Origin of the sequence: Stieleria neptunia (genome assembly GCF_007754155.1) — a bacterium.
In the GTDB taxonomy this organism is placed as follows: Bacteria; Planctomycetota; Planctomycetia; order Pirellulales; family Pirellulaceae; genus Stieleria; species Stieleria neptunia.
Map to the genome: position 1 here is coordinate 10,348,259 of NZ_CP037423.1, position 22,686 is coordinate 10,370,944.

Annotated in this window: 10 protein-coding genes; 5 read left to right on the plus strand and 5 right to left on the minus strand. The window is 59.6% G+C overall.

Annotated features, from left to right (window positions below):
- Positions 1-56 precede the first annotated feature (56 nt).
- Positions 57-8,063: an FG-GAP repeat protein gene (locus tag Enr13x_RS35665; protein ID WP_145391697.1), complete on the minus strand. Its 8,007-nt coding sequence runs from the start codon at positions 8,061-8,063 to the stop codon at positions 57-59.
- Between the two features lie 179 nt (positions 8,064-8,242).
- Entirely contained in the window at positions 8,243-12,484 is a 4,242-nt protein-coding gene (locus Enr13x_RS35670) for an ATP-binding protein (RefSeq protein ID WP_145391698.1), read from the minus strand.
- Between the two features lie 604 nt (positions 12,485-13,088).
- On the opposite strand from Enr13x_RS35670, the gene Enr13x_RS35675 reads away from it, so the two are divergent.
- The 3 genes from Enr13x_RS35675 (at position 13,089) to Enr13x_RS35685 (ending at position 16,134) form a co-directional block, all read left to right on the plus strand.
- Positions 13,089-14,375 (plus strand): lysophospholipid acyltransferase family protein, encoded by a 1,287-nt coding sequence (locus Enr13x_RS35675; protein WP_197455617.1) that lies wholly within the window; start codon positions 13,089-13,091, stop codon positions 14,373-14,375.
- 76 nt (positions 14,376-14,451) lie between these two features.
- Positions 14,452-14,784 carry a DUF427 domain-containing protein gene (locus Enr13x_RS35680; RefSeq protein WP_145391700.1) on the plus strand — a complete coding sequence of 111 codons (333 nt, stop codon included), beginning with the start codon at positions 14,452-14,454 and terminating at the stop codon, positions 14,782-14,784.
- A 54-nt stretch (positions 14,785-14,838) separates the two neighbouring features.
- The gene (locus tag Enr13x_RS35685) at positions 14,839-16,134 is read left to right on the plus strand and encodes an MFS transporter (RefSeq protein ID WP_145391701.1); all 1,296 of its coding nucleotides are present in this window, start codon (positions 14,839-14,841) and stop codon (positions 16,132-16,134) included.
- Positions 16,135-16,179: 45 nt separating this feature from the next.
- On the opposite strand, the gene Enr13x_RS35690 is transcribed toward Enr13x_RS35685, so the two are convergent.
- On the minus strand, positions 16,180-18,309 hold the full coding sequence (locus tag Enr13x_RS35690) for a transglutaminase family protein (RefSeq protein WP_145391702.1): 2,130 nt from the start codon (positions 18,307-18,309) through the stop codon (positions 16,180-16,182).
- A gap of 86 nt (positions 18,310-18,395) precedes the next feature.
- Between Enr13x_RS35690 and Enr13x_RS35695 the strand changes: the two genes are divergently transcribed.
- Together Enr13x_RS35695 and Enr13x_RS35700 are read left to right on the plus strand one after the other, a co-directional pair.
- Positions 18,396-19,688 carry a beta propeller repeat protein gene (locus tag Enr13x_RS35695; protein WP_145391703.1) on the plus strand — a complete coding sequence of 431 codons (1,293 nt, stop codon included), beginning with the start codon at positions 18,396-18,398 and terminating at the stop codon, positions 19,686-19,688.
- 779 nt (positions 19,689-20,467) lie between these two features.
- Positions 20,468-21,397: a transposase gene (locus Enr13x_RS35700; protein WP_449336656.1), complete on the plus strand. Its 930-nt coding sequence runs from the start codon at positions 20,468-20,470 to the stop codon at positions 21,395-21,397.
- 213 nt (positions 21,398-21,610) lie between these two features.
- On the opposite strand, the gene Enr13x_RS35705 is transcribed toward Enr13x_RS35700, so the two are convergent.
- Both Enr13x_RS35705 and Enr13x_RS35710 read right to left on the minus strand, forming a co-directional pair.
- Entirely contained in the window at positions 21,611-22,129 is a 519-nt protein-coding gene (locus Enr13x_RS35705) for a hypothetical protein (protein WP_145391704.1), read from the minus strand.
- Entirely contained in the window at positions 22,126-22,674 is a 549-nt protein-coding gene (locus Enr13x_RS35710; protein WP_145391705.1) for a response regulator, read from the minus strand. The genes Enr13x_RS35705 and Enr13x_RS35710 overlap by 4 nt, the downstream gene beginning before the upstream one ends.
- Positions 22,675-22,686: the final 12 nt, after the last annotated feature.

The window sequence follows — 22,686 nt, forward strand, 5'->3', positions numbered from 1 at the left end:
GCGCCGGGTGGCGGGTGGCAGTGACGGGTCACGGCGTCGCTGCAGCGCTGGCGGCTTCAATTCCGCTGTCGTAAAAACCGCAGACCGAAGCGTCCGTAGTCCTGACCATCGACATCGCCGTCCCAGTCGTAGTCGAGGTCCGAATCGTAATTTGGGTCGCCGGAGAGCCGCAGGAATGAAAGTCCGAAACGGCCGTAGTCCTGGCCGTCGACGTCACCGTCGCCGTCGGTGTCGCCGAACAGCCGAAAGAAGTCGTCGTTGTTCGGCTGCGCCGCGGATTGTCCGCCGAAGACGGCGTCCGAACGCATTGCGTTGTCTCCCGGCGTGACCACCTGATCGGCGATGATCTCCAATCGATAATTACCATCGGCCAGCGAGTTGCTGCCCGGAATCGTTGAATCACCGGAAAACGACAGCATCGCCGACGTCCTGCCGCCCTCGTCGCTGGCCGTGACGGTGATCGTTCCGACGGCGATGTTCGTGTCGATGTTTGTCAATGCAAACGCGTTTTCAAGCGCAGCGTGGTCCACCTCGCTGACGAAACGGATCGTGACCGAAGTGATTTGCGACCGACTGCTGGTGCCATCGTTGATCACGATCGATTCCACATCGGGGATGCGGACGATGTCCAAGCGAACTTCATCGCTGTCATAGATGACGTCCCACGCCAAATCCTCTGGCAGCGAGGGCAAGTCGACGCACGGAAAACTGCCACTGATCGAGTCGGCCGTCAGGATGCTGAAGGAATCGCCGACCTGCGGCTGATAGCCGTTTCCGAGGTCAATGAATCGAACGTCCAGTATCCCGTCCAGATTCGCCGACTCGGCATTCACCTGGTCATATTCACCGCCGGCGATCAGACCGCCCAATTCCACCGTATGAGTGTTTGCCGCTGTAAAGCTCATCACACCTGCATCGGTCTGGGTCGGACTGTTCCCGAAGTCCGTGCCGCCGTTGAACGTCGTGACGCCGCCGAAGTCGCCCGCCCCCGTGACGAGGTGATTGAAGATCAAACCCGGTCCGGTGCCCTGAACGAAGCCCTGGTTCTCAAACTCGCCGTTGATGGTGTTGATCACGCCACGACCGATCAGCGTCCGGGTGTCAGCAAGCTCGATTCCATTGTCCGACACGAGGGTGCCGTTTTCGCTCGCTGAACCGAGTGTCGTTTGTTGTCCGAGTACCGCCTTGTGTCCGTCGCGCAAGGTGATCGTGTGCGGCCCCAGATTCAATCGACCGTCCAAGTGGATGCCGTCGGGCGACGTCGCGTCGCCAAGGCTGCTGTCTGCGGACAGTGTGATTGTCGATCCGGCATCCGAGGAAACGGGTGCGTCGACCGAGCCGTGTCCGTAGAGGACTTCGGATGATTCGAGATGGATCCCCCCCGGTGCATCAATGGTTCCACCGGAGACAGACGTCAATCCATCCACGTCGACCGCACCGAGAGAATCAATTTGAAGCGTTTCCCCGCCGACATTCAGTGGGCCTTGCACGGACAGTCCCGCCAGCCCCGAGACGTTCAGTGGTTCCACGTCGCTAAACGTGATGGCTGTCGACGGACCGCCTTGCGTCGTCAACAGGCTGGCCGTGCTCATCGATGAACTACCCGAGACGAACGTCGCCAACGTCAGTCCGGTGCCGAGCAATTCGAGTTCGTCCCTGCCGCTCGAACCCGTGAACGTGATGCCCGACGGGACTTCGAAAAAACCCCCGCTGGCGTAATCGATCTGCAATCGTGACGCTTCGGTCGGCGGAGACGTCAACGTGAGTGAAGCCAACGAGTCGATTTCGATTGCCGTGATCAAATTCGACAAAACATTGTCGAACACCTCGACTTGCGAACCGTTGCGACGAACCGTCCAATCGTCTGCTCCATTGCCCGCAGGGAATGCCAGGCGATGGTGCAACCTCTGAACCTTCAGCGTCGCGTTTCCTTGCGTGTAGACTTCAAAAATTCGATCACCACTGTTTTCATCGGCGATCTGTGTCCAGCCATTGCCGAAATCAACCACATCGTCAAAGTCCCTGAGAACCGTGACCGTGTTGCTGTGTGAACTCAAACGCAACACCTCGGAAACATCGAGCGTCAATGCATTGGCGCCCGAGCCGGTGATGTCGATCGCTTCGATGTCGACCAATCGGTTGTCGGGAATCACGGTCAGGTCGAGTACCAAGCCGGCACCGTCAAGACGCAACGTGTCGAAACCGTTGCCGCCGAGGGCGCGACGGCCTCCGGAGAAATCGGCATCCATCAACGCCAGGATGTCATCGCCTTGGCCGCCTCGAAGCACATCGCCGCCGCCGTCGCTGACGAGGGTGTCGTCACCTTCGCCTCCAATTAACACGTCCCGTACACTCAATCCTTGCGAAGCGACGAGTTGATTGTTCGCCGCATCCCCCAACTGAGTTTCCGCGCCGCCGGTAAAGTTTTTGCCAAACAGGACATAACTCTCACCGGCCGCCGACAAGCCGTCAGGGTCAGCGCCGGGGGCTCCGATGATCCAGTCGTCCAGCCCGTCTCCGTTGAGATCAAACGCGCCACCCAGATCTTCGCCGGCGAAGTCGCTGGGGGCGATTCCATTGATCCGAAATCCATTTTCGCCGTTCAGCTCAGAAACCTCCACGTTGGCGTTGAAGCTTCCGCTGCGACCAAAAATCACGTAGCTGGCACCGGCATTGTCGACTCCATTCGGATCGGCCGCGGTAGCGCTAACAAGCAAGTCATCCTTTCCATCGCTGTTGACGTCGCCCGCCCTGGTAACAGCGCGGCCCAATTGATCGCCTTGGGCAGCTCCGTTGATTCGGAATCCATTGGTCCCATTCAGGGCACTCGGGTCGATTTCAAATTCGATGCCATCAGGTTGACCAAAAATCACGTAGCTCTGCCCGACGTTGTTCACCCCCGAGGGCGAATCGACGAATTCCGCGCCGATGATCACGTCGTCAAATCCATCGGCGTTGACGTCACCGGCACCGCTAACGGATCGTCCCAAATTGTCCGAGTTGGAGAGGCCGCTGACAGTAAAGCCTTGGTCGGTCGAAAGTGTGGCCAGATCGATGACGGGTGAAAACCCAACGGTTTTCCCGTAAACGACATAACTTCTACCGAAATCAATCCGCCCATCTTCTTCGACCCGATACGCACCGACGATCAAATCATCGAGCCCGTCGCCATTGACGTCGACATCTCCGCTGACACTAATCCCTGCCGACCCCGTTAAATCTTCGCCGACAATCATCAGTCCGTTGTCACCATCGAGCGCTAGAACGTTCAACACCGGCGGAATGGGGCCGGCGCTGCCAAACACCACGTACGCCGCGCCCGCAAAAAATCGGCCAAGCGGGTTTGCATCGGGTGCTCCGATGATCAAATCACTCAAGCCGTCACCGTTGATGTCGCCCGCACCGGACAGGGCTTGGCCGGTGTTCTCGTTCACCGTTGCTCCGTCGACGCGAAAACCGTTGCTGCCGTCGAGCGATGACAACTCGACGACTTCGGGATACGGTGACGACCTGCCGAAGACAACGTAGGTCTCGCCGGCCCCAGATTTCCCCAGGGGATCTGCCAAATGAGCACCGATGGCCAAGTCGTCCAGTCCGTCGCCGTTGAAATCACCGATACCGCTCACGCTGGTGCCGGACCGATCACCGCTGCCGACCCCAGGGAGACGAAATCCGTTGGCGCCGTTCAACTCGGAAAGCGAAATCGAAGCATCGAACCCACCGGGTTTCCCAAAGACGACATAGCTTTCACCCGCATTCGCACCGTCGTTCGGGTCGACGCCGTCGGCGCCAATGATGATGTCGTCATAGCCGTCGCCGTTGATGTCCCCGGCTCCGCTCACCGTGCCTGAACTGTCGAACGAATCAATCCCCGTGACCGTGAACCCGTTGTTGCCGTCCACGTTGGAAAGCTCCAACTCGGACAACACAATGGACAGGGACGCCTGGACGTTCAAGATCCCGTTGCCGTTGCGGTATTGAATGTAGGATTCACCGCCCAGGTCGATCGTGGTTGGGGCGTTCCAGCCGCCACCGGTCAGACGCACCAATGAGCCGTCGCCATGAACAGTTAACGTGTTGTCGTGCGATGACAGCCCACGCAGTTCCGGTCCATCGAGTGTCAGGACGTGGTCCAAATCAGAACCGAGGTCAACGTTTTCGACGTCGATGATGCGGTTGTCGGCGATTGTCGTCAGATCAAGCGGTATTCCAAGAGAATCGAGCCGCAACGTGTCCGATCCGTTTCCGCCGAGAAGCCGTTTGTTCCTGGAGAAATCATTGTCAACGATCACCAAAATGTCATCGCCCTGGCCGCCCCGCAACACGTCTTCCCCGCCGTCACTGATCAGGGTGTCGTTACCTCGGCCGCCGATCAAGACGTCGCTTTCCAGCGAGCCGCGATCGGCGATCAAGGTGTCGTCGGAATCATCGCCGACCTGCGTTTCTAATCCGCCGGTGAAGTTGCCGCCCAAGACGACGTAGCTGGCGCCCGCGTCGTTGACCCCACCGGGGCTGGCACCGGTTGCGCCGATCAGGAAATCGTCAAAGCCGTCGCCGTTGACGTCCCCGGCTCCGCTGACGCTTTGGCCGAACAGATCGAAGTCCTCGTCGCCGATCATCCGGAAGCCACCGGTTCCATCGAGCGTCGATAGATCCAGGGAGAATTGAGTGCCCGGCCTGCCGAACACCACGTAGGTCTCACCGCGACTATTCCCGACGTTCTCCGGACCGTCTGCGCCAACGGCCCCAATCAGAAGATCATCGAAGCCATCGCCGTTGACGTCGCCCGCACCGCTGACGCTGATTCCGGAAGAATCGCCGGCATCGGTTCCGTGGATTTGCAAGCCATCGGCACCGACCATGTCAGAGAAGTTGAAAACCGACGGCAGCGTTTCGCCTCCGAACAGCAGATACGACTCGCCCGCGCCGTCCCTGCCATCGGGATCGGCGTACGGCGCGGCGACCAGCAGATCGTCGAAACCGTCCCCGTTGAAATCGCCCACCCCCGAGACGCTGAGCCCCGACTGATCGTTCATAGCAATTCCGTTGAGTTGAAATCCGCTGCTGCCGTCAAGCGACCCCAGAGATAACGGACCGATGGGTGAGTCGCTGCGACCGTAAATGACGTAGGACTTTCCGGCGGACACAATGCCGTTCGGGTCAGCGAGGTATCCGCCGACGATGACGTCATCGAGACCATCGCCATTGACATCGCCCGCATCGCTGACGCTCACACCGGCTCGGTCGCCGGTGGCAACTCCGGTCATCACCAATCCGTCGGTCGCGGCGAGCGTACCGAGCCCCACCACGGCGGGCATTGCATCGGCCTGCCCGTACAGCAAGTACGTTTCACCCGCGCTGTCCAAGCCTGCCGGATCTGCCACAAAGGCGCTCGCGATCAGATCACCGAGTCCATCGCCATTGAAGTCACCGGTAAAGCTGACACTTACTCCGAGCGCATCCCCTTCGTCGATTCCTGCGATCCGAAAGCCGTTCGTACCGTTCAGACTGGACAGATCGATTGACGACGCGAAGCCCCCGGTGCTGCCGAACAAGACATACGCTTCTCCCGAATCATCCACTCCATTGGTATCTGCCGCAGTTGCCCCGAGGACGAGATCATCGAGTCCGTCGCCGTTGAAGTCACCGGATCCTCCGACGCTGAATCCTGATCGGTCCCCCGCAGCAATTCCATCGAGCCGAAAGCCGTTGCTTCCGTTCAAACTCGACAGCGGAATCGACGTTGGAAACACGCCGGGGCCGCCGAACACCACGTAGGTTGCCCCTGCCAGATTGGCTCCGTCGGGGCTGGCCTTCGACGCCCCGACAATTAAATCGTCAAACCCGTCACCATTGAGGTCACCCACTTGGTGCACGCTTTTGCCCGATTCCTCGTCCAAGTCGACGCCAACGAGACGGAATCCGTTGACACCGTTCAAGCCGGAAAGTGATAAAGCCGGAAAGACAAGAGACAAGTTCGATTGAACACGCAACGTCGCCGTGCCATCGGTGTACTGCACAAAATCTTGGCCATCGATGCGGATCGGCGTGGGGCCTTCCCAGTTCAGCCCTTCGACACGGACGTTCCCGCCATTGCCAACGACCGTCAACGTGTTGCTGGTGGACGACAGGTTCCGAATCTCCAGCGGCGTCACGATCAGCGATTGGTTTGTCCCTGCCGCCTGAGCTTTCAATCCGGTGCCAAAATCGATCTGTTCGATCTCCCGGATTTTCGAGTCGGCGATGTTGCGAAGGTCGAGTGTCTGGCCCGCGGTATCAAGAAAAAGTGTGTCGAAGCCTCGTCCGCCGTCGATCCGCCGCGGGCCGGAGAAGTCGACATCAGAAAGAATCAACGTGTCGTCGTCGGCGCCGCCTCGCAAGACATCGTCGCCGCCATCACTGGTCAATTTGTCATCGCCGACGCCGCCGATCAAGACATCGACTGCCGCGCCTTGATTCGCGATCAGCGTGTCATCCGCTTCGCCACCGACTTGTGTTTCGACGCCGCCGGTGAAATTCCCGCCATAGACGATGTAGCCTTCGCCGCCGTCGACCAATCCTGGGTCGGCCAAAAAGGCACCCAGGATGACATCGTCGAATCCGTCACCATTGACGTCGCCCGCACCCGCGACACTTTCGCCGGCTCGGTCGTTTGCCTTGATTCCGTTGATCTGGAATCCGTTGACGCCGTCCAAGGAAGACAGGCTGAACGTGGCCGTGAAACTAGACGCCTTTCCAAACACGACATAACTCTCGCCGGCTTTGTCGATGCTGCCCGGATCCGCTGAGGGGGCGCCGACGATCAGGTCGTCGAATCCATCGCTATTGACGTCACCGGCACCGCTTACACTCAATCCTGCTCGGTCGAAGGCGTCGATGCCGTCGATGCGAAAGCCTGACACGCCGTTGAGACTTGAAAGATCAACGGTCGCGGCAAACCCGCTGCCACTCCCGAAGATGACATAGCTTTCCCCAGGGTCATTTTGAAGCGGATCAGGCGAGCCGATGATCACGTCGCCGAGTCCGTCACCGTTGATGTCACCGGCTTCGCTGACATAGTGCGTGTAGCCAGCCATTCCATTTATCCGAAATCCGTCGCTTCCATCGAGCGCTGCAAGTTCGACGCTGGCAGCGAACCCATCGGTCTTTCCGAAAACAAGGTAGCTTCTGCCGTTCTGCGTGCTTATCAATAGATCTGCCAGTCCGTCTCCGTTGATCTCTCCGGCACCACTGACAACGAGTCCAGAAAAATCCTCGTCGTCGCCGTTGAGGATGAACCCATTGCTTCCATCGAGAGTCGATGGACTGAACGGGCCACGAAGTTCATCGGTGGTACCGAAGAGGACATACGATTGACCGCTGTTCGAACTCCCGATCGATTCGGCGCCGTTGGCCCCGACGATCAAGTCGTCGAGTCCGTCACCATTGATGTCGCCGGCACCGCTTACACCGACACCGAGTTGATCGCCGGCTGCGACGCCATGGATTAGAAAGCCATCACGTCCGGAAAGTCGCGAGGGATCAATCGAGGCGGAGTCCCACACGGGGCGTCCATACAACACGTACGCTTCGCCAACGGAAAGATCGGGCGGTTGGTCGCCCGCGTACACGCCGATGATCAGATCATCGATGCCGTCTCCGTTGAAGTCGCCGGCACCGCTGAGGCTTGAACCGAGTGTGTCAAAGCTATCGATCCCCTCGACGACGAATCCCGTTTTGCCATCGAGTCTGGCGAGGTCAACCGTAGCCGGTAGCCCATTTCGATCGCCAAAGACGACGTAGCTCGCACCTGCGTCCGTGACGCCGCCGGGGCTCGCCAAGGGTGCCCCGATCACCACGTCGTCGCGGCCATCTCCGTTGACGTCACCAATGACCGACACGGCGATGCCGGTGCGGGAGTCGGCTTTCGCGGCGATCAGCCGAACCCCGTTGGATCCGTCGAGTGACTCAAGCGGCAGCGGATTCGTAGCGGCTAATAATCGCCGTTTTTCCAGTGGCTCCAGCAAGAGTTGACGGCGTTGCGCCAAACCGGAGCGGTGAGTCAAACGTGTTTCTCGTTTCATGGAGTCAACCTCGTCGCTTCAAGATTCTATCATCTCGAGGTTATCGGCGACGAACCCGGATGCAATAGAAATCGCTGCCTGGGACCGAGGTTTTGGGTGGATCGTTGGATTTTGAAGCCGGACCAGGCCGTCGGGTCAGTGGCCTGAAAAGACTCGGAAATCAAGCGGTTTGGCCGGGTTCACGAAACGTCGGCGCACTGCAAGAGCGATTCGATCAGGTCCGCAAGGGCATCCATCGCGAATGGCTTTTCCAGAAATCCATCCGGCTGGACGCCGTCGTATTGTGGCAACGACCAACCGGAGACCATGATCACGGGCAGATTCGGTCGGCGTGCCTTGATGTGTTTGAGAACGGTCAGCCCGTCCATTCCGGGCAGCCCCTGATCACAGAGCACCAACTGAAACTCTTCCTGGTCCAATTGCTCGAGCGCCGTCGGTCCGTCTGCGGCGGTTTCGACGCTCAGTTGCAGCGATTGCAGGAGGGCGACGGTGGAATGCCGGACCAGTTCGTCGTCGTCGATGCACAACACGCGAAAAACATCGGAGGACTGCCGGGGCGTTCCACCGTGATCCCTCTTGGCATCCGGCGGAGCGGCCGACTGCACCACGTCCTCGTCGACCGGCGGTTCCGAGTCGTCTTCGCGTGGCAACCGGAACTGCACGGTCGTGCCTTGGCCCGGCGTGGATTCGACGTGCAGTTCGCCGCCATGTTGGCGAACGATGCCATCGCACTCACTGAGGCCCAAGCCGCTGCCTTTGGTGTGGGTGGTGTAAAACGGTTCGGTGCAATGTCGCAGCTGTTCGTCGGACATCCCGCGGCCAGAGTCGGAGACATCGACAATCGCGCTGCTTCCATCGGCGTCGACGCGGATGGTGATCTCGCCCTGATCGTCAATCGCTTCGACGGCGTTGAAAATCAGATTGGTCAGAACCGCTCGCAACTGCGGTCCATTTCCTTTGACCAAGGGGCTGGCCGCGAAGTTCGTGTGCACGCTGATTTGTTTGCCCGACGAAAGCGAATCGTTTTGCCATCGGGGGCGTGTTAAGTCGACCGACTGTGTGACGATGGCATCCAGATCAAGGACTTCCAAAAATTCACGATTGTGTGATTCACGATAGAAGTGTTCCAAGCGGCGAACCGTTTCCGCGGTGTCGGTCACGCCCAGTCGAATCAGTTTCAACCAATTCCGACTTGCCCCTTGCAGATCGGAGTCTTGTTCGAGCATTTCGGCGTAGGTCAGCAGCGGTGTCAGCGAATTGTTGATGTCGTGGGCGACGCCGGCGGCCATCCGGCCGAGCGCGTTGAGTCGTTCTCGCTTGATGGCGATCTCCTGGGCGTTGGCCAAACGATCAAGTGCCTCGCGTAGTTGTCGATTACTTTCTTTGAGTTCTACTTCGGCGCTCAGCTTTTCGGTGACGTCTTCGAGGGCGCCGACGTACCCGAGGCACTCGCCGTCACGCTGAATTCGATCGGCGACCACGTTAAAACTGCGAATGGTCCCGTCGGCATGCAGTAAACGCCCTGAAAAACTGAACTGCTTGCCTGCGTCCGCTTGTGTACCGGAGTGCCACGAGGCCTGGATGTGATCACGGTCGTCCGGATGCACCGCATCCAACCAAGTGGATTGCGAATCCGGCTCACCCTTAAGTCCGGCGACCTCCGCCAGGTAACTGTTGAAGTAGGTGATCTCGTTCGCGTTATTGGTGACGAAGATGCCGACCGGTGAGCAATCGCAAATGGCCCGAAACTGCGCCGATTTTTCGGCGAACTGTTGGGCCAGTTCTTCGCGTGCCCGTTCCAGCTGTCGGTTCGTTCGCCGCAGGGCCAGGGTGTTGCGCATCAAGCTGATGGCCAGCCAACCGATCAAGACCAACAGCATCGCGGCGACGGACAGGAACCACGTTCGCATCCAATACGGCTTGAGCACGGTGATCTCAACCGCCTGTGTCGTCGGGGACACGTTGGCGTCGCCGTCGGACACGCGAAGTTCTAGCGTATGATCGCCGACGGGCAGATTTTCCAACGCGGTTTGGTTTTGTTTGACGAACGCCGACCATGCACCGCGATCGACTCGCCATGACCAACGCAGGTCATTCGCGGCGGTTCGATTCCACTTGTCGACGCCGCGCCAGGACACAACCGTTTGCGCCCCCGGATCCACCGTGATCGCAGATTGATCCAACGTCGCCCGGGGCGCGTCAGGATCTGGCTTGTAACGCAGCACGCCGTCGAGCCAGAGTGCGTTATCGGCGTCCGAGCGAATCGATCGGCGTCCAAACTCTTCCGGAAAATCAATCCGTCTGAATCGTTTGCCGTCGAAACGGCAAAGTCCGTCTCGGGTGCTGACCCAAATCGTTCCCTGGCGATCGGCGTGAATCGCGGAGACCTCGTTGGATGCGAGTCCGTCGTCAACCGTCAATGACGTCCAGGAGTCATCCTGAAATCGGAGAACGCCTTTGGCCCGGGAGGCCAACCAAACGGTGCCGCCGGCATCCACCGCGGCGTCGGGACAAGAGGCTCCTCGGAGCAACGGATCGCTAATGTTCCACCAATGCGTGCCGTCAGACGTCCAGACCCCAGAACTGTTGCCCGCCATCAGTCGACCGTCGTGCAGTTCCACGATCCATCCGATATAGGCGGGGACGAGCGGTGGACGCAGGTGATTCCAATCGTCGCCGATACCTGAAACGAGGCCGCCAACCTGCCCCCGGTTGCGTTTGCTCTTGCCGCCGATCCAGAGACTCCCTTGCTTGGTGATGGCAAACGCTTTATTGCTGAACCCTTCCGCGACATCGGGGAACGTTCGACGCGTCCACGTTTGACCCTCGTAGGTTGCGATGGCGCTGGTTCCCCTGTGGGCACCGATCGCGACCACGCCGATGTTGGGCAAGGAAACAATGCTGGTCGGGTGACCGATGGCGCCGTCCTCGGCACCGAACGAAACCACGGCCTGCCCGTCGCGTCGGATGATTCGCGATCTGGCATCGGAGAGGAACCATTGTGCACCCGAGGAGTCCGTGCATTGATACGTCAGGCCTTTCAACGAGGTGAACTTGTCCCGTGACAATTCGATGCGCACGACCGATTGGCTGTTTCCAAAGATCCAGAGCGAACCATCGGAGGCGGCCAACATCCGCTGGCTGCGGCTGGGGATCTTGGTGTCGCGTGCGTCGTAGAATTTCCAGCGACCGTGTTGGAACACGTAAATGCGGTTCAAGGTACTGACCCAGATCGAACCGTCCGACGCTTGCACGGCATCGGAGACATTGACGCCCAGTTCCGTCGAATGGTCGTCGTTCCATTGTTGTCCGTCAAAGAAAAGGACGCAGTTGGCTTGCCGCGGAGCGAAGGCCCAAATGTTTCCGTCGGACGACTCCAAGAGTTGGTGTAGCCGGCCCTGGACCGGACAGTCCGACTTGGACCAACTGCGCCACGTGCCGCCACCGTCGGGGCTCATCATCAACACGCCGTTCAGCCCGCCGGCCCAGATGCGGCCGACGCTGTCTTCCAGCAGGAACTCGATCGAGGGAGAGAGATACGTGCCGGAAATGTCCTCCGTTGGGATGTCAATCGTCTGTTGCTGGCCGGTGCCAGGACGCTCGATTCGCAATCGAATTTGCTTTCCCGGTGCTTTGCTCAATGCGATCGCGCCCCTCAACGGGGTGCCGTTGACCGCCAAGATTCTGTCCTTGGGCCGCAAGCCCGCCGCGCGGGCCGGACTGATGCGACTCAGCGCCGCGACTTGATGTCCGCTGAAGACGATCCCGAGGGTTTGATCGAAGCCTTTTCGCGGCAGACAATCGTCCGGCAATGCGATCACAGTGTCGAAGAGTTCTTCCCGTTGGAAGTGTTCGACAAATTCTCGGCTCGTGAACAACGTTGACGTTTGGGCAGCCAGCCGGACCAGTCCGCGCGAGCAGCTCGCCCAAATCGATCCGTCTCGGGATTCGATCACCGTCCCCGAGAAGCCCCACGTCGACTGCGAAGCGGTGGGGAAGATGCGTTTCCAACGTGAGCCGCTTTGTTGATACAGCCCTTGGGCAGTGGCCGCGACCAGTTCACCGTTGGCGAGTGTGGTGAGCGACCTCACGTCAGCGGGGGGCAACCCCTGGTCGCTGCCGTGCCGGGTCCAACGGTAGCCATCGTATCGGAGCGCGCCGTCCCGCACCCCGAACCAGACGTTGCCATCGAGATCCTCGGCGATGCAACGGAGCTTGAGGTGGTCCACTTCGGGGAACCGGCTGATCCGCCACGGTTCGGTGAACGGATCGGAGTGCTCGATTTTGAAGGGTTCTTCCGCAATCGCAACGTTGAGCGTTACCACAACTGCGATCACGACAATCGCCACCCGGGGGATTGCGGCACACCTCTTTGGCAATCCGTTGTTGACTGACCGCCGCGTGATGACTCGCGTCTTCATCGTTTGTCAAACATCCTTCCCGGTGGGGTAGGTGGTCGCGGCCAATCTGCACTTTGACGCGAGATTGTATACCAACACGAAAAATCCAGAAAGCTTCGTTTACGCATGCCGGTGCGATGGAGCGGCTTCGGGATCGGTTCGCGCCTACGATGTGACGACCGAAAACCAACGGTATTCAGCCACCGTTGGTGTTTAGCCTGGAGGCGATTCCCGGTCGCTGCTCGGGACATCAATTGCATAAGTGACGGATTTGATCGTAGCGATAGGCGCCAAGACTTTTGCAGCGCCAGCCCTCTCTGGCGTTTGCTTGCTGCGCAAACGCCGTCTCTCCCAGAGGGAGAGAGACTCAATCGGTTGCCAAAACACTGCAGCAATAGAATCGACGTCCCACGCAGCGAGTGGGGCGGCTAAAGGGACCGTCCAGCTTAGGACGACCGGTTTTTCGAGTACGGTTGTCCGTTCCGGGCCGTCGTCCGTTGGACTCCCGACGACGACCTAGAAAGGACGTCGTACATCGGTCGGCTGCCCCCCTTATCCGCGGCCCAGACACTAAGCTATCAGGCGTTGTGTTCTGGAAATGCTGAGTGTCGACGCGAGAACCGCCATGAATTTGCAAGCCCCTTCGACGACGGATTCACGCGCACGGCCGCAGCCGTTTACGTTCTACCCTCCCAACAGCAATCGGCTGGTGACCTGGCTGGTGCAGCTGGGGATTCGGTCTTCGATTCGGCGAAAGTTGCGTGTCACCGAGATCGAGATCAGCGACGAAGATTTGGAATCATTGCGGCAGCTCAAGGGCGAGCGATGTCTGGTGACGCCCAGCCATTCGGGAGGGTTCGAGCCACACATCATCATGTATTTGTCAAAACTGCTCGGGGACAGTTACAACTACGTCGCGGCGATGGAATTGTTTCAGCAATCGTGGATCAATCGCTTTTTGATGCCGCGGATGGGTGTGTACTCGATCATCCGCGGCTCGGTCGATCGACCTTCGTTCAGCATGACGCGCAAGCTGTTGGCGGCCGGCAAACGTTGGCTGGTCATTTTTCCCGAAGGCGAGACGGTGTGGCAAAACAGCGTCGTCATGCCGTTTCAACAGGGGGTCTTCCAACTGGCGTTCAAAGGGTATGAGGACGCGGCGAAGCAAGACGATCAGGCCAGTCTTTACTGTCTTCCGATCGCCATCAAGTACGTCTATCTCGGCGACATGCACGACGAAATTGACGCATCGCTCGCGCGGCTGGAATCCAAACTGGCGATCGGGGATGGGGCATCGCAGGCGACACGGCATGCGCGTCTCCGACGAGTCGTCGAAGCGGTCGTCGCGGCGAATGAAAAAACGCATGGCGTTCAACCGGCCCCCGACAGCGACCTGAGCGATCGGGCGGAGAATTTAAAGCTGTACGCGATCTGCGAATTGGAACAGCAGTTGGGGATCTCCGCGACCACCAAGCAAACCCTGTTGGACCGGATTCGAATACTGTTCAACGCCGTCGACCGGATCGTTCACGAGGAACCGAGTGGATCGGAGTACGAGCAGCAGTTGGCGGTCCAGCGTCAACAACTCGCGCGACGGTACTACGACGAGCTTTGGCAGTTGTTGCAATTTGTCGCGTTGCACGACGGCTACGTCGGAGAATCGATGACGTTCGAGAGGTTTTTAGACGTCTTGTGCTTGTTGGAGATGGAGGTCTGCAAAGAGCGAAAGTTCTGGGGTCCCAGGAAGGCGTGCGTGAAAGTGGGGCAGCCGATCGACTTGAAAGACCACGCGTCGGCCTATGCGGCGGACAAACGGGGAACGGTTCAAGCCGTCACCGGCATGCTCGAAACCTCCGTCCGCTCGATGCTCCAGCAGCTTGAGGTGGGCTGCGGTTCGGTGATGGATGAGTGAGCACGCCGAGACGCTGGACGTGTCGGTACAATCGACAACTTACAGACACGCACCGGACGAGCGGAGAACAACAGACATGGCGACTGCCAAATGGAACGGAACGATCATTGCCCGGAGTGACGACACGGTCGTCGTGGAAGGGAATCACTACTTCCCGGCCGACAGCGTCGACGCGGCGCGGTTGCGACCCAGCGATCACCAGACGACGTGCGGATGGAAAGGCGTCGCACATTACAAGAGCCTTGAGGTGGATGGAAAGGTCAACGAGAATGCGGCTTGGTACTATCCCGATCCGAAGCCTCAGGCGGAGAACCTTCGTGGCCGATTTGCGTTTTGGAAAGGCGTTGTGGTTGATCGAGGCGGCGGCGCAGACCAGACGCCCGACGGGGCCGAGTGCGAGATCAAGTAGTTGATTGATTCAGCGGCAGACCCGGTTGCTGCGACATCGTTTCGCAGGTTCGTGATGATGCTTGCGCTGGTCACCGCCGGCGAGGCCGTGTTTTTTCTGCCCTTCGTGTTGCCGCGAATCTTTCGGCCGACGTTGCTGGACGTGTTCGGAATCAGCAACCTGCAGTTGGGGATGGCGTTTTCGATCTACGGCGTCGTTGCGATGCTGGCCTACTTTCCCGGCGGTCCGCTGGCGGATCGTTTCGACGCGCGAAAACTGATGGTGATCGCGCTGGTGGCAACGTCCGTCGGCGGTTTGGTGATGGCCACGATCCCTTCGCCCGACGCGGTGAAGTCTTTGTACGGTTTTTGGGGTTTGACCACGATCTTGCTGTTTTGGTCACCCCTGATTCGGGCGACGCGGCAGTGGGGCGTTGATGGATTGTCAGAGGGCGGATTATCAGAACGTGCCACGCCGGGACGGGCGTTCGGAATTCTGGACGGAGGCCGCGGCTTGATCGCCGCCCTGATCGCCAGTTTGTCGGTTTGGTTGTTTGCCGCGCTGATCCCCGCCGACGTGCAGGTGGCCACCTTGGCCGAACGGTCCCAGGCGTTTGGCAAGGTGGTGTTGCTGTTTGCGGCGGTGACCGTTTTGTCTGCGGTCCTGGTATGGTTCGCGTTGCCGCAGCGGGTTTCCTCGCCGAATCGGCAAAAGCAACCAGCCCGGGCGGACGGCGGGATCGGGGCGGTCCTACGGATGCCCACGGTTTGGTTGCAGGCGGTGATCGTCGTCTGTGCTTACGTCGCGTACAAGGGACTCGATGACGTGTCGCTGTACGCCAAGGAGGTGTTGTTGTTCGATGAAGTGCAGGCGGCAAAAATCGGCACGGTGTCGATGTGGATGCGGCCACCGGCAGCTGTTCTCGCCGGGTTGGTCGCCGATCGATTCGGCGTTTCCAAATCAACGCTGGTGTGTTTTGCCGCGATTGCCGTGGGAATCGGTTCGCTGGCCGCCGGCTTGCTGCCGCCCGGAGCGATGGTGCTGTTCTTTGCCACGCTGGTTACCACCAGTGCGGCCGTGTTCGCGGTTCGCGGGTTGTACTTCGCATTGATGGAAGAAGGTTGCGTGCCGATGGAACGCACCGGCACGGCGGTTGGAATCGTGTCGGTGATCGGTTACACGCCCGACGTCTTCATGGGGCCGCTGATGGGCTGGTTGCTCGATCGATCGCCGGGCGAGATGGGACATCGACACCTGTTTGCGGCGGTCACGTCGTTCGCCATCACGGGGTTGATCGCGACGGTTGTGTTCCGCAGGCATCAGAAACTCGGTTCGCCCGGACGGTTGGGCGAAGAGGCTGTTGTCCGCTGATGATCAGCCAGGTCTGAATCACCGGTCGGAATCACGGCATCGCAATCACGACGCCTTGGGCTGCTGCCAGCGGAGATCCACGACTTGATCGCAGACGGCATCGCGGGGTGGTGAGACCGTCGACGCGATCGTCTTTGCCTCGATCGGCTCGACGACGCAGCGTTGTTCGCGCCGCTGACGGGCTTCATCCACGTTGGCGGGAAGCCCAGCGTAGGGTTCGCTTTTGGGATGCCAGTCATGTAGCGAAACATGCCAGTGGCCGGCGCGTGGGTGTGACAAGCAGAGCGTCAGCGGCGACTGCGCGCCGAGCGTCGGGTGCAGTCCGCGAACGGGAACAAAGGTTCGATAGCGCAAGCCGACCAACGCGATCGGGCCTGCGTCATCCTCGACCTGCTCGAGCGGGATCGACCAATCGCCGACAGTGACGTTCCATTGATCGAGCGGTTCGTTCGGATCGGTCGGTCGCAATCGGATTTCGATCCGCGAGGTGCTGGAGTCGATCAATCTCGAACCGCCGCGTTCTTGGGTCGCGACGTCGCCGACCAGCGGCCAAAACTCCAGCGCCCTGCGGATCTCCAGATGCACTGATCCGAGCGTCCGTTCGGCGAGGATCAGGTCACGATCGCGGAGCAACAGTTCGACCAGCGGATCAGCGAGCCCCAGACCGCTCGTGTCGAGATCGGTGAGGACTTCTTTCAGGTCGCGATGCAGGTAATACGGCAGCGAAAACCGCGAGTGCAATTTCGATCCCCATTGTGTCAGCGGTTCGTCAAAGGGTTGCTCGGCGAGCATCGTGACGATCGCCCGCAGCAGGGCCGCCAATGCCGCGGTGGTCTCGGGGGACGGTGCCATGCGAAACGCCCGAAACTCGACCAGCCCGTTGCAGCCTCGCCCGCCCAAGAACGGATTCCATAGCTTCTCGATGTTGATTTCGGCCCGGTGGCTGTTCCCGGAGGGGTCGGCAAGAAACGGTGCGAGGCTATTCCAGAGCGTTTCGGGCGTCGGGCTGTCGGTTCGCTTGAGGAGTTCGAGCGCGAGCGAAAAGTCCGACAGGTCGTGGTGCAGGCTTTCGTCCACCCGAGGCGCCTGGCTGGAGGGGCCGACCGAGTCGGTGGCGTGCAGGTAGGACAGCGACGGGTGTCGATTGAAGTAGCGAACGATGCCGGGCAACAAATGTCCGAGGGTCAGAAACGGGCTGACCGAGGGGCGCGCTCCGCCGAGCGTGATGTGTCCGCCCCCGCCCGAATCGTTTTCCACCCCGTTGTACTGCAACCGCAACGGCGCCAGACGCTCCTGATCCGCGGCGTTTTCCAAGTCACGTAAGTGTTGCAGCAGATCGACGGTGCAGGCGACCGGCGCCATGTTGATTTCGATCACCGCAGGGTCGGGCGTGATCGTCGTCCATCGGACGGTCGGGTCGACCGGTGGAGGGTGTCCGCTGAGCATCACGGCGGGCAGGTCCAATTCCAGCGTGGCCGTTGAAATGGCACCGAGCAACCGCCCGAAAAGCTCGACGTCGGGGATTTTCGGAAGCTCCAAATTCGCCACGCCGTCTGTGTCTGAGCACACGATCAAATAGTTTCCCGACTCGGCCAACTCGTCTTCGACTTCGGCGCCCACCACCCGCTCGCTGTGTAGCGAGGATCGGGCCAGCGCGGGGGCTTTGGCGGCGCAGTCCGGCGGCGCGGTTCCATCGGTGCGGAACACCACGCGCTCCCGCAGTGGCGGCTGAAGCGTCGTCGCGTTCAAGCCGATCGAGCGCAGGGCTTTGGACAGCGTGGCGGCCAGCACCGGCGGATTCGGTGTCGTGTCAGATGCTGTGCCAGGTGTCGGCGGCGGCGGCGCCAGCGCGGGGTCCGGTGGGCCGGACCAGAGGCGTGCTCCGTCGCGTCGCGCGTAGATGCCCACCGACCAACGCGGATGCGGCTCGCCGCCATATTGTCGTCCGACGCAACGCAGGATGGCGGCGCCGTGTTCGTGCTTTCCCAGCCGCGCCAACATCTTCAGGGCGCGGTCCCGTTTGTCGTCGCCCAGGGCATCGAACAGCCACTGGGGAGATTCGGAAAACCGATCGGTGTAAGTCGGTTCGGCACCGACCCAGATCGATCGCCCCGAACGCGCCACACGCTGGTCGTGCGCCGCCAAGGCTTGCATCACGTCGTCGTCAGGATCCATCGCGATTTCGATTCATCGAGCCTTGGTTTGGTAAAGTGGTCGGCAGATTCTAAACGCCAGCCCTCCCCCACTCAACGACACCCGCCATGAAGCCCACCAAAGCCACACTCGTCACCTCCGCATCCCGGCGACAGTTTCTCGCCACCGCGTCCGCCTCAGCCGGCGGTCTCCTGCTGCCCGCTGCGGGGGGGCTGTGTGCGGCGGCGACCGATGTCGGTTCCACCGATCACTTTTGGTATCGACTTGCCCCGCCAGGTCCCTACATCGATTCGCAACGCGACCAGAAAGCGTTCGGATTCGATGACGGCGCGGTGTATCTGTCCGAAGACAACGGTGCGACGTGGCCGCACCGGTTGCCGTTTGCCGATGCCGACAAGATCACGTTCAGCTGCATCTTAAAAAATGGCAACCTTCTTTTCGCCACGCTGACGAAACTGTTTTTGAGCACCGATAACCTGAAGTCGTGCAAGCAGATCATCGTCCAAGATCGCAAGGGCAATGATTACCTGCCGCACACGCCGCTGGATCCTGACAATCCGGGTTGGTATTTCCACCCTCTCGATGGCGTTCATACGTGGGACGTCGATGGAACGGAGATGCTGGTGTGGGGGAACTATTGCAACGTGCTGGGCGGTGCGGCGCCGATCAACATCTATTACTCCACCGACGCAGGCCAGACGGTCAAGATCGCGTTCTCGTTTGGGCAGAGTCCGACGTTCCAACAGAAGGGCGCCGGCGCGGGGGATCTGCTGGGCGACCCCGAGATTCCGATCGTTTGCCGTCACATTCATTCGGTCGCCTACAATCCCGCCGAGAATGCGTTCTACGCGTGCACGGGAGACCATGATCGGGCGGACGGGGCTCGCGGTGACGTGCATGAATGCCATTGGCTGCGAGGCACCTATGATTCGGCAAACGACTCCTGGGATTGGAAGGTTCTGGTGTCGGTCAATTCCAACTCACGCTACAAATCCGGCGGCATCAATTTTGTCGACGGCCGGCTTTACTGGGCGTCTGACGCCAACGGCCGCAACGGCGTGATGCCGCACGACCGCGGCATTTTCAGCTGCGATCCGGCCGATCTGGCGGACATGTCCAAGCACACCCTGCTGTTCAACCCCGAATACGAATCCGCCAACATGATCATCCAGGACGGTGTGATCCTGTCGGCGCACTACGCGCCGGCATCGCCCTACGACACCGGGTTCATCATTTCAACCGACATGGGCAAAACCTGGGCGCAGTACGACTTGAAAGATTTTGGCCAACGATCCGCCGTTCGCTTTCACCGCCAGAACGCCGAGGGGTGGTTCCGGGTCGACTTGAGAAAGGGCTGGATCGAGCGGGGCGAAGTGTTGTTCATCAAACCGAAGAGATAGCCCGGGGCATCGCGGCACTCGCCACTGACCAACGACCTCCCCTCGCTTCGCTCGACCCTGCTGCCAGGGGTTCTTCGTGGATTTTAGTGGCTAATCGCTCAGGACCGAGGTTTTTCGAGGCATTGCTGCGATGTCCGAATGGGGAGAGCGAGGACAAACGCTCAGTTCAAACGACCCGCCGCCGACACGGGGGCCGGCGGAGGGCACGAAGCACCTTCGGCGCATCGCAGACCAGGTGATTCCTTGGCGGGTTGCTCCTCAGCCGCCGCAGGCCACAAGTGACCAAATGATTCCGAGGAACTGGGTGTGAGGATTATCATGTCGGATACGCGGCGGGTCGTGGAGGCCGTTCTCTACGTGGTGCTTCGTGCCCGCTTCTCAGCCTGGTCCCGGGAGTTTGCTTGAAAATGACATTGGTGGCTCGCCTCACGGCGTTGACCCCGTTTGAGAGAATAACAGAGCCCTACTCCCGCGCCTGCCGCGTTTTTCCGTTGAAGTCACCTTTCGGAGTTCCGCCATGGCCAAGAAGAAATCCTCTGGGAAACCTAAGCGTCGATCACGTGGTGGGTTTCCGATTGACAACGCACCCGTTCCACAATCACTTGACACAATCAACTTGAACGCTGCCGGCATCGATATTGGTTCGACCCAGCACTATGTTGCCGTGCCCTCCGATCGCGACTCATCACACGTTCGCTGCTTCGGCACCTTTACATCCGATCTGGCGTCGCTCGCAGATTGGTTGGAAGAGTTCGGCAATTTGTGTTCTGCGTTCTTACATGCGGCAACGAGCCATGCTCGTCGCCAACGCGAGCGAGCATATCCAACGGATGCAGAAGGCGATGATGGAAATGAATGTCCAGCTCCATCACGTCATTTCGGACATCACCGGCACCACTGGCCTTGCCATTTTGGATGCCATTGTTGCGGGCAGTCGAGACCCTCACCTACTCGCAAAACTTCGCGATCCAAGGTGCAAAAATGACGAGTCGACGATCGCGAAAGCTCTGGAAGGCAATTGGCGTGAAGAACATGTATTTGCGTTAAAACAGGCTCTGGAACTGTACCGTTTTTACGGTTCCAAACTGTCGGAAGTCGATTCCAAGCTTGAAGAACATTTGGGTACATTTTCCGACCGAAGTGACGGTGAGATTCTGCCGAAGCTGAAGGCTCCTAAAGCTGGAAGCAATAGCCCCCGGTTCGATATGCGCAATCAGCTCTACCGGGTGCTGGGCGTCGACATGACGACCATTGATGGGATTAGCGGTCAATCCGCAATCACACTGATTTCTGAAATCGGTACCGACATGAGTAGGTGGGCAACAGAGAAGCATTTCACTTCTTGGCTTTGCCTATGTCCGGGCAGTAAGAAGACAGGTGGGAAATTGCTCAGTGGTAAAACACGTACAAGTGCGAACCGAGCCGCCGCCGCACTTCGAACAGCCGCCGCGTCCCTGGCACGATCAAACTGCGCCTTAGGAGCGTTCTTTCGCAGGATCCGTTCCCGTCTTGGTTCACCCAAAGCGATCACGGCGACGGCCCACAAGCTCGCGAAAATAGTTTATGGGATGCTGAAGTACGGGAGGGAATATGTCGATGTCGGCAACGACTATTACGAACAGCAATACAAGAAGCGAGCAATGGAAAACCTGGCGAAACGGGCAGCTGCACTCAACCTGCGAGTGGTCCCCAATGAACTAGCTGGGTAGGAAGTTCCTTGAGAGCAGAGCCCGCCTCCGCTTCACCTGGCTTCGCCAGCCTACCGAACAGAACCATCGGACATCGCAGTCATCCCTCAAAAAACCTTCCCCGAGTATTCGAGAGCACCCACTAAACTCGCCGAAGAACCCCTGCCAGGAGGGTGACTTTCAATCTGCACGACTTTTTTACCCAAGCGTCGGTCATGCGGCAAAGACGTTGCGTTAGGCCGGCGGCTTGCTGGCCGCGATTTCCCAAGCCTGCCGATCATCGAGTTTCTTGATCAGCGGTGGCAGTGCTTTGGTGAGGATTTCGTAGTGCGTTGGATCGAGTTCACCGGCGACGGCATCGAGCGTGAACTCGGCGTCGCCGGACCATCCGTCGGTGCAGATGAAGAAGGCGACGGGCGGGCTGGTCATCCACTCTGCGAAATGATCGGCGACGCGTTGGGTCAGATTCGGATGTGATTGTTCCAGGCCGTCGTCGGCGACGAAGACAATGTGGCGTGGTTTCATCTGCCGTCCCCACAGACGATCACAACCGCGTTGCAAGACGCCGGACAGGCGATGGCGCAGGTAGCTGGTTTGTTCATCCAGGGTCGCGCCGACGACGGGATCGAAGTCGCCGGGTTCGGTGCACATCAGTGGCACGGCTCGGCCGTCGAGTGTGACGCCGGCGACCGACCAGCGGCGCGTCGCCGATTCGATCAGGACCGTCAGCAAGACGGGTTCTTTTTCGGTCATCGTTGCTGTTGAAGTCGGGTCAGAAGTTGCGTCGCGTTTTGGATGTATCGGTTCACATCCTTGGCTTCGGCCGGTTGGTCCACCAGTCGCTTGGCGTAATCTTGGCCTTTTCCGATGTGGTCTTTCAGGTCCGCCAACAGCCGTCGTCGTTCGACCAGTCGGTCATATTCGGCGGCGGCTTCGCGTAGCACGTCGACCAATTCGTCGGGGTCCCAGGGCTTGGTGATGTAGCGAAAGAGCCCTCCCTTGTTGATCGCGTCGATCACCGCCTTGATGTCGGCATAGCCGGTGAAGACCATCCGAATCGCATCGGGAAACTCCGATTTCACCTTGCCGATCAATTCGACGCCCGTCATCTCCGGCATCCGTTGGTCGGTCATCACGACGTGGATGGGATGCTCGCGCAGAATCTGCAACGCTTCCGCCCCGCTCTCGGCGGTGTAGAGGTTGAACTCGCGTCGCAACAGGCCCTTGATCGAAAACAGGATTTCGGGTTCGTCATCGACCAGCAAGATCGAATGTTTCAACGGCGTCTTTCCGGTCATCGTCACTCCACG